The organism is Myxococcaceae bacterium JPH2 (assembly GCA_016458225.1).
Taxonomy (GTDB): domain Bacteria; phylum Myxococcota; class Myxococcia; order Myxococcales; family Myxococcaceae; genus Citreicoccus.
This window is the reverse complement of record JAEMGR010000021.1, coordinates 100,015-112,365: the sequence shown is the minus strand read 5'-3', so window position 1 is coordinate 112,365 and position 12,351 is coordinate 100,015. Positions and strand designations below refer to the sequence as shown.

The following is a 12,351-nucleotide window of genomic DNA, read 5'->3' as shown; positions in this document are numbered from 1 at the left end:
GGCCCGATGCCGCGAGCAAGAGTGATGGCGCTCACCCGCAATCGAGTTGTCCGCCTCTGGGACGGCGATTCCCACAATCGGCGCACGCCAGCGAGACTGCTTAGGCAGCCCAGACGCACCACTCCGGCACATAGGCTGCATTCTCGCGCGCGGGCCCGGCTCCCGAGCGGAATCGTCCGCTCGCGCATGGCCCCGCGTCGATGGGGGTTGTCATGTCATGCGTGCGCCTGGGGTTCGCGGTGCTGGCCCTGCTCGGAGTCCCTGCCCTGACCCAGGCCGCCGAGCCCCCGTCCTCCGCCTTCCTGCGGCAACTCTCCGAGACCCGGTATTTCAGCACCGGTCGTCCCATGGGCATCCAGATTGCCCCGGACGGGAAGACCGTGTTCTTCCTCCGCAGCCCTCCCTCGTCCGACGTGATGACGCTGTATGCCTTTGACACCACCACGGGACAGACAACGGACCTGCTCGACCCCGAGCGCCTGCTTCGAGGCGCCGAGGAGACCCTGACGACCGAGGAGCGGGCTCGACGCGAGCGCCTGCGAACGCGCGGCAGAGGCTTCACCTCGTACACCCTCTCCGAGGACGGCTCGCGAATCCTGCTCCCCCTCTCCGGCAAGCTGTACGTCCTGGAGCGGGCCAGCGGCAAGGTGACGGAGCTACACACTGGCGCGGGCGCGATGGACCCGAAGCTCTCGCAAGACGGCTCACAGGTTGCCTACGTCCGCGACCACGACGTCTACCGCGTCGACTTCCGGAGCAACACCGAGCACGCGGTGACGCGGGGCGGAACCCAGGAGAAGGAACACGGCGTCGCCGAGTTCGTCGCCCAGGAAGAGATGGGCCGCGACTCCGGCTACTGGTGGAGCCCCGACGCCAAGGCCATCGCCTTCGCCGAAGTCGACGTGAGTCAGGTCGACAAGCGCCTCGTCGCAGACGTCACCCACCCCGAGCGAGGCGCCGAGTCCTTCGCCTTTCCACGCGCGGGCGGCCCCAACGCACGTGTGCGCCTGGGCATCGCGTCGCTCACGGGCGGCCCCACCGTCTGGGCGAAGTGGGACCAGGACGCGTATCCGTACCTCGCGACCGTGAGATGGCCTCGCAAGGGCCCGCTGACCGTGCTCGTGCAGAACCGCGCGCAGACAGAAGAACGCCTCCTCTCGGTGGAGCCTCGGACTGGAAACACCCGCACGCTGCTCGTGGAGAAAGATGAGGCGTGGCTCAACCTGGACCAGCGCTTCCCTTCGTGGCTCGCGGACGGAAGCGGCTTCCTGTGGTGCACCGAGCGCAATGGCGCGCCCGAGGTCGAGCGGCGCCACGCGGACGGCCGCCTCGCGCGTTCGCTCGTTCCTCCCTCGGCGGGGTTCCGGGCCCTGGTGCGCTACGTGGACGCGCAGGACGCGCTGTATTTCCTCGGGGGGCCGAACCCCACCGAGCGCTATCTCTGGCGCGTCCAGGGTGGCGGCGTGCCCACGCGCGTCACTCCCGACACGGGACCTGCGTTGGAGAGCGGATGGGTCGCGGCGAGTGGCGCCCTGCTCGTCGTCCCCTCCGAGGGACCGCGGACCATGCGCCAGTTCCCCGTGCTCCGCGCGGATGGCACTCGCGTGGGCCTGCTGCCCTCTCTGGCCGTGCAGCCGCCCTTCTTCCCTCGCTTCGAGGTGCAGCAGGTGGGCCCGGAGCGCTTCTGGGCATCCATCGTGCGACCGCGTGACTTCAAGCCCGGTGTGAAGCTGCCCGTCATCGTGAATGTGTATGGCGGGCCGCTGGAAACCGTCGTGCATCAGAGCATGGAGCAGCATCTGCTCGCGCAGTGGATGGCGGACCAGGGCTACCTCGTCGTCCGGTTTGATGGCCGCGGGACGCCGCTGCGTGGCCGCGCCTGGGAGCGAGCCATCAAGTATGACTTCTACAGCGTCCCCCTGGATGATCAGATCGCCGCGCTGCGCGCACTCGCAGCCGAGGTCCCCGAGATGGATCTCAACCGGGTGGGAATCGAGGGGTGGAGCTTCGGCGGCGACATGGCGGCGCTCGCGGTCCTCAAGCGCCCGGACGTCTTCAAGGCCGCGGCTGCGGGCGCCGCGACAGCAGTGCAGGACGACTACGACACCCACTACACCGAGCGATACCTGGGCCTGCCGCAGGAGCACCCCGAGGCCTACTCGCGGACCTCGTTGGTGACATACATCCACGAAGACAAACCCGTGGGCAAGCTCCTGCTCCTGCACGGCACGGGAGACGACAACGTCTACTTCTTCAATGCGCTCAAGCTGTCGGACGCGCTCTTCCGCGCGGGCAAGCATCACGAACTGCTCGCCATCAGCGGCGCCACCCACCGCGTGGCCGACCCGCTCCTCAACATGCGCCGCTGGGAGCGGGTGATGAGCCACTTCCACGACAATCTCTAGGACGCCTCGGCTTCACGCGGCGGCCCGAACCATCGGGCCAGGGCCTCACGCAGCCCCTGGTCCGTGCCCTCCCCAACCCATCCGACGTAGCCGTCCGGTCGAATCAGCACCGCCATAGGCGCCGCGACGAGGCCGAGCACCGGGAGTTCCCACGCTCCCGTGTAGCGAGCGGCGACTGTCCGAACCCGGTCTGCCCAGGGCGCGACATTCATGGGGGCTCGCTCATCCAAGTGGAGCAGCACGGGACGCGCTTCGTGCAGCAGGTGGAACACGCGCCGAGGGCCATCGGGCGTGAGCAGCTCGAGGTCCGGCATTCGGCGCCCGAGCAGCGGATGTCCGCTGCCCAGGTCGTAGTGGATGTCCAGGCCCGACAACATCGCCGCGTACTGCTTGCGGGGCCCGTCCATCCGCAGCAACTCCGTCAGCGTCTCGCGCACGGCATCCATCCGCGCGTCACCGCGGCTCAGTGCGGTCTGCGCCATGGTCTTGCGCAGCGCACGGGCCGCGACGGGGTGCCGCTCGGCCTGGTACGTGTCGAGCAAGGTCTCCGGCGAGACGCCGCGCACGACCTGGGCCAGCTTCCACCCCAGGTTCACGGCATCCTGCACGCCGAGGTTGAGCCCTTGTCCGCCCATCGGCGAGTGCACGTGGGCCGCGTCACCGGCCAGGAGGACCCGCCGGTTGCGATAGGACGCCGCCTGTCGCGTCATGTCGGTGAAGCGCGAGAGATACGTGGCGCGGCGCAGGCCGTAGTCCGTCCCATAGAGCGCGATGAGCCCCTCGCGCAGAAGCTCGAGGGTCGGCGCGTCGCCCATGCAGACCTGCTCCTCTCTGAGCACGACGCCCACGCGGCCGTCCTCCAGCTTGCCCATGGCATAGGTGCCCTTCGCATCCCGGCGGATGCCAACCGCTGGAGTCTCGGTCATCTCGACCTCGGCGATGAGGTAGCTGATGGATGCGTCCCATCCTGGGAACTCGATGCCCGCCTCCTTGCGGACAAAGCTGCGCCCTCCGTCGCACCCGACGAGGTACTTCGCCCGCAGCGAATGTCCGACAGACAGCGCCACGTCGACACCGGTGTCGTCCTGCGCGAAGCCCGTCACCTCGCGCCCTCGGTAGATGGGCACCGACAGCTCGCCCACCCACTCCGCCAGGATGCGCTCGAAGCGCTCCTGCACGAGCGCGAGCCCGTGGTTGTGACGCGTCGGGAAGTCGCTGAGGTCCAGAGGCGACTGCCCGAACGCGACGTTCTGGACCGCCTGCCCTTGCGAGGTGAAGCGCTCGACGACCCCGCGCTGGTCGAGCACCTCCAGACTGCGCGCGTGCAGACCTCGCGAGCGCGAGCCGGCGACGTCCTGAGCGGTGCGCCGCTCGACGATGGCCACATCCACCCGCGCCAACGCCAGCTCCGCCGCCAGCATCAGCCCGGTCGGACCTCCTCCCGCAATCACCACTGCGTGCTGCGTCACCTCGTCCGCGTTCATGACTCGCCCCTCCTGCGCTTGGAACGAAACGGGCGATGGTGGAGCACGAGCGGGGGGGCTTGCGGCAACACCCGGGGTCTGGCATCTGCTGGCAGTGGAGAGAGCGGCGGCGCGCAGCACCGCCCGAAGCGCCGCGTCGCCTCCTCGCTCGCTGGCGTGAACTGGCTTCCTGGACGGACCTCGCGCCCCAGGCCGCCTCCCGCGGTGAACCCTCACGACCATCATGCCCGTGAGCCGTTCCGCCGCCGGCAGAAGGGCTGGCGATAAGCCAGACATTCACCCCTGGGGCATCACCGCACCAAGGGACAGGTTGAACTGCGTGCACGCCGCCCTCCCGCGCAGGCCCAGCCAAGGGAGAGTTGTCCAGAGGCCCTCCGCACCGACGACCTGATGTTGCACGTGCGGCAGCGCGACTCTCGCCGCATCGCCGCGCTCGGCGCGGAGCTGGAGGCCAGCGGGTGAGCGCGCCCCAAGAACGGGCGCCCAATTTCTCAGCATCCAATTCCCGAGAGGAATAGGCCTGCCCACGCGGCCAGTCGCCCGCTTGATTCGCCGGACGGTTTCTTCTAACCGAGTCGAATCAACCGCCTCTTCCAGGAAGTGTGATGAAAGCACTGTTTGTCTCGCTGCTGCTGTTCACGACCGGCGCCCAGGCCGAGTCCAAGCCCGTGAAGCTCTTCATCGACGCGGGCAACCCCTTCCTGCACGTCGACGCGAAGGACGCCCCCAGCGTGGGCGACGAGGTCACCCTGTTCGCGGACGCGAACGGCACCAAGGCCGTGGGAACCGCCGTCGTCATGGAAGTGAAGGGCGCCCTCGTCCGGCTCAACGCCGACGCGGTCAAGAGCGGCGCGAAGTTCGCGCGCGCCATCAAGCCCGCCCCCGAGGCGACTCCCGCTCCGGCCGCTGCGCCAGCCGCCGCTCCCGCGCAGGCCCCTGCTCCCGCCCCCGTGGCGGTGGAGCCGCCTCCCTCGGCCCCGCCCGCGCCGCCCGCCGAGGCCGCGGAGCCCGCCCCGCGCCTGCGCGGCAGCCTCGCGTCCGGACTCGTCCGCGTCACGATTCACAACAATTCCGAGGAGGCGTGGACCGGCTGCATGCTGCGCTTCTCGGACGAGCGCTTCTACAAGCTGGGCCGCGTGTCCGCGGGCGCGGATGACACCGTGATGAAGGTGAAGTTCTCCAGCCCCCCGGTGCCGCCCACCGACCGCGTCACGGTCAAGTGCTTCCAGGGCGAGGCCGAGTTCCTCTACGCCGAGCCCGCCCGCCCCGCCGCCCTCAAGGGCTACGCCGTGGGCGATGGCGACCGCGTGACGGTCTTCAACCAGAGCGACAAGGACTGGACCCAGTGCGACGTCCGCAAGCCCGACGGCAGCCACTATGTCCTGGGCAACCTGGAGGCCGGCGACCAGAACTCCATCCGCGGCGGTCTGTTCAAGAAGGACCCCAAGCCCGGCGTGCAGTGGCTGAAACTCATCTGTGCCGAAGGTGAGTTGGAGACATCCTTCAAGTAGCCCCGCGCGCGCCTCACCGAGCGCGCTATCTCTGCCGAGCCAGCGCGGCCCGCTTCCGGAACCCACCCGGAGCGGGCCGTGGTGTTTCGTGCGAAGCCCGCTCGGCGCCGCCCTGTCGCAAATTCAAGACAGATAAGAAATACCCCTATGTTCTGAAGATCCCTCCATTCCAGTACCGGGGGACGAAGGACATTCCGGGGCTCCACGGCCATTCTCGGCGCCGGCTGTATCTACCCCCACCATTCCCAGACATCCCCTTGGGCCCACGCCGGAAACGCCGCTCATGAGCGAGCCACTCAGCACATTGCGAGCAGACCTGTTCCTGCTGCACGCGCCGAGTGTCTATGATTTCCGCGAGCGGGACGACGTGCTGTTCGCCTATCTGAGCGACTCCGACAGCGTCAACGTCACGTCCATCTACGAGATGTATCCGATTGGCTTCCTCGCGCTGAAGGAGCACCTGCGCGCGCACGGCCTCGCGGTGGACATCGTCAACGTGGCGGCGCTGATGCTCCAGCACCCGGCGCTGGACGTGGACCGCCTGTTGGAGCGGCTGGAGGCGCCCGTCTTCGGCGTGGACCTGCACTGGCTGGCGCACTGCCACGGCGCCATCGAGCTGGCGGGCCGCATCAAGCGAGCCCACCCCGAGGCGGTCATCCTCTGCGGGGGCATCTCCGCCACGTACTACGCGGAGCAGCTCATCCAGTACCCGGCCATCGATGTCGTGGTGCAGGGCTACGACACGCTGGAGCCCACCCGGCAGTTGGTCGAGCGCCTCCAGCGCGGCGAGCGGAACCTGGAGGGCATCCCCAACCTCCTGTTCAAGCGCCAGGGCCGTGTCGAGCGCACGGGCTTCGCGCACAAGCCCGCCCGCGACTCCAACGACGCCACGGTGGACTGGGGCTTCTACCGGGACGCTCCCGGCGACGTGGCCGCGACGCGGCTCATCATGACGCTGCCCAACACCGGGTGCGCGTATGACTGTGGTTGGTGCGGCGGCTCGCGCTCGGCCTTCCAGCAGGTCATGGGCGTCAAGAAGACGCTGATTCCGAAAAGCCATCCACGCGTCGTCGACGAGCTGCGCACCCTGGGCCCCGCCGCCGCGCGCACCGGCATCTACGCGCTCCAGTGCTACTCGGAGACGCGCCCGCGCTTCCACGCATACCTCGAGGCGGTGCGCGAGGCCGGCTATCGCCAGCTCTTCGTCGAGCAGTTCCACCTGACGCCCGAGGACACGCTGCGGCGGATGGGCCAGGCCAGCCAGACCTACATCCTGCTGTCGCCCGAGTCGCACGACCCGGTCATCAGCAAGCTGTCCGGGCGCGGGACGTACACGATGGAGCAGATGGAGGCCTGGATTCCGCGCGCGCTCGACGCGGGCATCGCGGGCGTCCTGGTCTGGTTCTTCATCGGGATGCCCCAGCAGACACCGCAGTCCATCTCCGACACGGTGGACTACTGCATCGGCCTCTTGGAGCGCTTCCCGGGCCGGCGCGTGCTGCCCTTGCTGTGTCCCATGGTGCCGTTCCTCGACCCGGGCTCGCGCTTCTTCGAGGACCCCGAGCCCCACGGCTATCGCCTCTTCCACCGCACGCTGGAGGAGCATCGGCGCGCCATGGTGGAGCCGCTCTGGCATCGGCGGCTCAACTACGAGACGCGCTGGCTGTCACGACGCCAGCTCCAGGACGCCACCTATGGCGCGGTGGCTCGCCTCGTGGATGCCAAGGGACAGGCGGGGGTGCTTCCCCGCGGCGTGTGCCAGGGAATCCTGTCCGCCATCTCCGAGACGGAGACGCTGCTCGGCGAGATGGAGCGCGCGCTCACGCAAGATGGCGCGCTGCCCGCTCCGCTGCGCGACGACATCCGCGCGTACAACCGGCGCGTCCTGTCGCATTCGAGTGACCAGATCGTCCCCCTCCCCCGCCCCTTCGGAGGCCGCTGGTTCGACGACTTCACCGTGCCCGCGTCGATGCTGGCGGAGCTGCAAGGGAATGCCTCTCACGCGGTGCTCGCCCAAGGCGGAGGCTGAGCCATGGACTTCGCGTGGGCGCCCGAAGACGCGCGGATGAAGTCAGACGCGGCCGCGTTCGCCCGCGAGCAGCTCTCATTCGACGTGGTGGCGCTGGACCGCGACGGGACCTTCAATCACGAGGGCTGGCGGCGGGTCGCTGAGTTCGGCGTGCTCGGCCTGCCATTCCCGCGCCGCTACGGTGGCGCCGAGCAGTCGCTGCTCACCACCGCTCAGGCGCTGGAGGGACTGGGCCTGGGGTGCGCGGACAACGGCCTCGGGTTCGCGCTGGGCGCGCACCTGTGGGCTTGCGCGCTGCCCATCCTCCTGGTGGGCACGGAGGCGCAGAAGGAGCGCTACCTGCCCTCGCTGGCCCGGGGGACGCGCGTGGGCAGCCACGCGATGACCGAGCCGGAGGCGGGCTCGGACGTGGCGGCGCTGCGCACGACGGCCACCCGACGCGGGGACGTGTACGTGCTGCAGGGCCGCAAGGTCTTCGTCACCAACGCCCCCGTGGCGGACCTCACCGTGGTCTTCGCCACGGTGGCCCCCGCGCGGGGACGCGAGGGCCTGACGGCGTTCCTGGTGGAGCGTGGGCAGCCAGGGCTCCACGTCGAGCGCACGGTGTCGAAGATGGGGCTGCGGACCGCGAGCATGGGCGAGCTGCGGCTGGCTGGCTGCGAGGTTCCCGTGTCGCAGCGCCTGGGCGCGGAGGGCGCGGGCCTGCCCTTGTTCGCACAGCTCATGGAGTACGAGCGCGGCTTCATCCTCGCGCCAGCGCTGGGGGCCATGGAGCGCATCCTGGCGCGCTGCGTGCGACATGCACGCGAGCGCCGGCAGTTCGAGCGGCCCATCGGCGACTTCCAGGCCGTGTCCACCAAGCTGGTGGAGATGCGGCTGCGCCTGGAGACGGCGCGTGGGTTGCTGTACCGCTTCGCGTGGCTCAAGCAGCAGGGCCGCAGCGCGATGATGGAAGCGTCGCTGGTGAAGCTCCACGTGAGCGAGGCCTGGGTACAGACATGCCTTGACGCGGTGCAGGTCCACGGCGGCCAGGGCTACCTCACGGAGACGGAGCTGGAGCGGGAAGCGCGCGACGCGCTGGGGAGCCGCATCTTCTCCGGCACCTCGGAGATTCAGCGAGACCTCGTGGCTCGAATGATGGGCCTCTGACGAGGCAGGAGGGGGACGCATGCTGTACCCGTTGCTCGAAGACAGCGCGCGCGCCTTCGCTCACCAGCCCGCCGTCATTGACGGCCTCCGCGTCATGACCTTCGGAGAGCTGGACGCGGCGGCCGGGCGACTGGCCCGCACGCTCAGCGCCCACGGCATCGGCCGAGGCCACCGCGTGGGCCTCCATCTGGACAAGTCGCTGGAGGCCGTGGTGGGGCTGTTCGGCATCCTGCGCGCCGGCGCCGCCTACGTGCCCTTGGAGCCCACCGCGCCCGCGTGGCGACTGGAGTTCATCGCGCGCGACTGCGAGCTGTCCGGCGTGCTCACCACGCCCGCCTGGATGGACACGCTGGGCTCCGTGAGCAGCCTGCGCTGCGCCATCCTCGTCGGCGCCGCGCCACAGGCATGGCGCGCCGACCCGGGCGGCCCGGCGACCCTCTCGTGGGACGCGGCGCTGGCCGGTCCCGCCGCGCGCGAGCCCCCTGTCGAGGGGTCCCCCGAGGACCTGGCGTACATCCTCTACACCTCGGGCTCCACCGGGCAGCCCAAGGGCGTGATGCTCAGCCACCGCGCCGCGCGCGCGTTCGTGGACTGGGCCCACACCGAGGCGGACATCCGTCCCGGGGACCGCGTGTCGAGTCACGCGCCCCTCCACTTCGACCTGTCCGTCCTCGACCTCTTCGCGGCCACGAAGGCAGGCGCGGCCATTGTCCTGGTGCCGCCGGCCCTGTCTGTCTTTCCTCGCGAGCTGGCGGACTTCATCGAGGCCCAGCACATCAGCGTCTGGTATTCCGTCCCATCGGTGCTCACGCAGCTGGTGGCACGCGGCGAGCTGGAGCGCCACGGCTTCCGCGCCTTGCGCACGGTGCTCTTCGCGGGCGAGGTCTTCCCGCTGAAGTACCTCAGGCGGCTCGTCCATTCACTGCCGCACGTGCGCTGCCTCAACCTCTACGGGCCCACCGAGACGAACGTCTGCACGTTCCAGCCAGTGGGGCCGAGAGAGCTGGAGGGCTCGGAGACGCTGCCCATTGGCCGGGCCTGCTGCGGGGACGAGGTGTTCCTGCTCGGTGATGACGGCGCGGAGGCGCGGCCGGGTGACGAGGGGGAGCTGTGCGTGGCGGGCCCCACCGTGATGAGCGGCTATTGGGGCATGCCGGAGCGCACGCGGGCCGTGCTGGGGCCGCTCCTAGGGCGTGCGCGCGCGTACCGGACGGGTGACCGCGCGCGGCGCGATGAGCGGGGCGTCCTGCACTTCCTGGGGCGCCGGGACGACCTGGTCAAGGTGCGAGGACACCGCGTGGAGCTGGGCGCGGTCGAGGAGGTGCTGCTGCGGCATCCGGACGTGGAGGAGAGCGCGGCGGTGACGCTGCCCGACGAACTCACCGGCAACGAGCTGCGGGCCTTCGTGGTGCTCCGCGCCGCGTCCGCCATCAGCCCGCAAGAACTCAGGATGCACTGCGCGGAGTACCTGCCCCGCTACATGGTCCCCGCCCGCATCGACCCGTGTCACGAGCTGCCGAAGACGACGACGGGGAAGAAGGACCGGGTACGGCTCCAGGAACGGGCGCGCGAGCACGGGTGAGTCCGCCCCGATGACGCAGGTTCAACTCACGGGTCGATGACCCGACGGGCGTGCCATGCCCAGAAGCCGGAGTGAACGCCAGTGAATCAGACAATCGGAGATTTTACCGAGGAGCAGGTCGCCCGAATCATCCGCGACCACATCGACCAGGAGTTCCTCTTCCGCTCCCGCGACGCCGGGCTGACCGAGGAGGACAGCCTCATCTCTCGCGGGGTCATCGACTCGATGGGGCTGTTCCGGCTCGTGAACTTCCTGGAGCGGCGCTTCGACATCAGCGTGAGCCCGCCGGACATCGTCATGGACAACTTCCGCAGCCTCCAGGCCATCCGCGTGTTCACCCTCGCCCGGCTGCGCGCCAGGGCCTGCGCGGAGCAATGCTGATGCAAGCCGACGTCTGGAGGGCCTTCCAGCGACTGCATGCCCTGCGCTCCGCCGCGCCGCCATTGGTGCGAGGCACCCGCCAAGGAGGCACGCGCGCGTCCTTCGCGCAGGAGCGCCTGTGGTACCTGGACCAGGCCAACCCCGGAGGCACGGCGTATCACCTGCCCGTCGCGTTCCGCATGGAAGGGCCGCTGGACACGCGCGCGCTGCGGCTGGCGCTGGAGACCATCGAGCATCGGCACGAGGCCCTCCGCACCTCGTTCGATTCGAGCCGAGGCCAGGTCGTCCAGCGCGTGCGCCCTCCCGGCGCGTTCCGCCTGTCGAGCGTGTCGCTGCGCGAGCTGGAGCCGAGCCAGGAGGGCTTCGCCGCGCGGCTCCAGGAGGCGCTGGCCCGCGAAGCCTGGCGCCCGTTCGACCTGCTGAGGGATCCGCTGTTCCGGGCGACGCTGTTCGAGCTGCGTGAGGACGACCACGTCCTCCTGATCAACTTCCACCACATCATCTACGACGGCTGGTCGCAGGACGTGCTGTTCCGCGAGGTGTCCGCCCTCTACGACGCGTTCCGGCTGAAGCGGCCGTCGCCCCTGCCCGAGCTGACCATCCAGTGCGCGGACCACGCGCGGTGGCAGCGCTCGTGGCTGAGAGGCCGCGTGCTGGAAGGACTCCAGGACCACTGGCGCAAGTGCCTCTCGAGCCGCCTCCATGGGCCGCGGCTGCGCGTGGGCCGTCCGGACGCGTCGACCTCGCACGCGCGGAGCCGCGAGCTGGGCGTGTTGCCGCTGCGCCTGCCCGCGTCGCTGGCCACGGCCGTTCTCCAGACGACGCGCGAGGCGGGCGTCACCGTCTTCATGACCTTGCTGGCCGCGTTCCAGGTGCTGCTGCATCGGTACTCGGGCAATCAGCCCAAGCTGTTCGTGTGCAGCCCCATCGCCAATCGTCAGAGAAGCGAGGTGGAGCCGCTCATCGGGTACTTCACCAACCTGCTCGTGCTGCCCGCGGACCTGCGCGGCGACCCGAGCTTCCAGCAAGTGCTGGAGCAAGCGCGAGGCGTGGTGTCGGGCGCGCTGGCGCACCAGGACCTGCCCGTGCAGCTCATGGACGGGTTGGACCTGGGCGACGAGCCCTTGTCGCAGGTCCTCTTCTCCTACGAGAACACGCCGCGCCATGCGCTGACGCTGTCGGAGCTGCGCATCCGCCCGGTGGAGCTGTCCGGTGGGACGTGTGACTTCGACCTCTTCCTCGCGCTGCACGAGGACGGTGGCGACATCGCGGGCACGCTCAAGTACTCGCGCCACCTGCTGGACGACGCGGATGCGGTGCGCCTGCTGGAGGACTTCCTGGCGGTGCTGGGCCAGGCGATGGCCTCGCCCGAGCGGCCCGCGTCCGCGTTCCTGCCCACGTGTCCCGCGGGCATCGAGTCCGCGCGCGACGCGGATGTTCCCTCGCGGAAGCCCGCTGCCGCGACGGCGGACCTGCTAGGCGGACTGCGCTCGGCGAGCCCCGAGCGGCGCAAGGCGCTCTTGCGTGAGTACCTGCACGAGACGCTCGTGCGGGTGGCGCTGCGGGGACAGCGTCCGGAGCAGCCCATCCACTCGCTCCAGGAGCTGGCGCTCGACTCGCTGCGGCTCATCGAGCTGACCGGGCGCATCCGCACCGAGCTGTCCATCGACATGCCCGTGTCGCGATTCTTCGAGGCGACGAGCCTGGAGGTGCTGGCCGACGAGCTGCTGGCGCGCTGGCTGCGCGCTCAGGTCTCCGAGACCCGGCCCGAGGCGACGGGGACGGGCCGCGAGTTCGTCACGCTGTAAGG

The 12,351-nt window shown here is 69.8% G+C and carries 8 protein-coding genes; 7 read left to right on the top strand and 1 reads right to left on the bottom strand.

The features are described from left to right. Positions 1 to 212: 212 nt before the first annotated feature. On the top strand, positions 213 to 2,405 hold the full coding sequence (locus JGU66_26965; GenBank protein ID MBJ6764429.1) for a DPP IV N-terminal domain-containing protein: 2,193 nt from the start codon (positions 213 to 215) through the stop codon (positions 2,403 to 2,405). Here JGU66_26965 and JGU66_26960 read toward each other — a convergent pair. After that, positions 2,402 to 3,889, bottom strand: a complete 1,488-nt coding sequence (locus JGU66_26960; protein MBJ6764428.1) for an FAD-dependent monooxygenase — start codon at positions 3,887 to 3,889, stop codon at positions 2,402 to 2,404. The two genes, JGU66_26965 and JGU66_26960, sit on opposite strands and share 4 nt — an antisense overlap. Before the next feature lie 605 nt (positions 3,890 to 4,494). On the opposite strand from JGU66_26960, the gene JGU66_26955 reads away from it, so the two are divergent. The 6 genes from JGU66_26955 to JGU66_26930 all read left to right on the top strand — a co-directional run bounded on the left by JGU66_26955 (position 4,495) and on the right by JGU66_26930 (position 12,349). Continuing rightward, positions 4,495 to 5,400, top strand: a complete 906-nt coding sequence (locus tag JGU66_26955) for a hypothetical protein (GenBank protein MBJ6764427.1) — start codon at positions 4,495 to 4,497, stop codon at positions 5,398 to 5,400. Between the two features lie 283 nt (positions 5,401 to 5,683). Then, entirely contained in the window at positions 5,684 to 7,429 is a 1,746-nt protein-coding gene (locus JGU66_26950) for a cobalamin-dependent protein (GenBank protein MBJ6764426.1), read from the top strand. 3 nt (positions 7,430 to 7,432) lie between these two features. Next, entirely contained in the window at positions 7,433 to 8,578 is a 1,146-nt protein-coding gene (locus JGU66_26945; GenBank protein MBJ6764425.1) for an acyl-CoA dehydrogenase family protein, read from the top strand. A gap of 19 nt (positions 8,579 to 8,597) precedes the next feature. Beyond that, complete coding sequence (locus JGU66_26940) at positions 8,598 to 10,160, top strand: amino acid adenylation domain-containing protein (GenBank protein ID MBJ6764424.1); 1,563 nt, start codon at positions 8,598 to 8,600, stop codon at positions 10,158 to 10,160. An 81-nt stretch (positions 10,161 to 10,241) separates the two neighbouring features. Next, positions 10,242 to 10,541, top strand: a complete 300-nt coding sequence (locus JGU66_26935; GenBank protein MBJ6764423.1) for an acyl carrier protein — start codon at positions 10,242 to 10,244, stop codon at positions 10,539 to 10,541. After that, a complete protein-coding gene (locus tag JGU66_26930; protein ID MBJ6764422.1) occupies positions 10,541 to 12,349 on the top strand; it encodes a hypothetical protein in 1,809 nt (602 codons plus the stop codon). The genes JGU66_26935 and JGU66_26930 overlap by 1 nt, the downstream gene beginning before the upstream one ends. Positions 12,350 to 12,351 lie beyond the last annotated feature (2 nt).

Coding starts and splice junctions, on each gene's coding strand:
- JGU66_26965 (MBJ6764429.1), top strand. CDS start 213: ATGTCATGCGTGCGCCTGGGGTTCGCGGTGCTGGCCCTGCTCGGAGTC.
- JGU66_26960 (MBJ6764428.1), bottom strand. CDS start 3,889: ATGAACGCGGACGAGGTGACGCAGCACGCAGTGGTGATTGCGGGAGGA.
- JGU66_26955 (MBJ6764427.1), top strand. CDS start 4,495: ATGAAAGCACTGTTTGTCTCGCTGCTGCTGTTCACGACCGGCGCCCAG.
- JGU66_26950 (MBJ6764426.1), top strand. CDS start 5,684: ATGAGCGAGCCACTCAGCACATTGCGAGCAGACCTGTTCCTGCTGCAC.
- JGU66_26945 (MBJ6764425.1), top strand. CDS start 7,433: ATGGACTTCGCGTGGGCGCCCGAAGACGCGCGGATGAAGTCAGACGCG.
- JGU66_26940 (MBJ6764424.1), top strand. CDS start 8,598: ATGCTGTACCCGTTGCTCGAAGACAGCGCGCGCGCCTTCGCTCACCAG.
- JGU66_26930 (MBJ6764422.1), top strand. CDS start 10,541: ATGCAAGCCGACGTCTGGAGGGCCTTCCAGCGACTGCATGCCCTGCGC.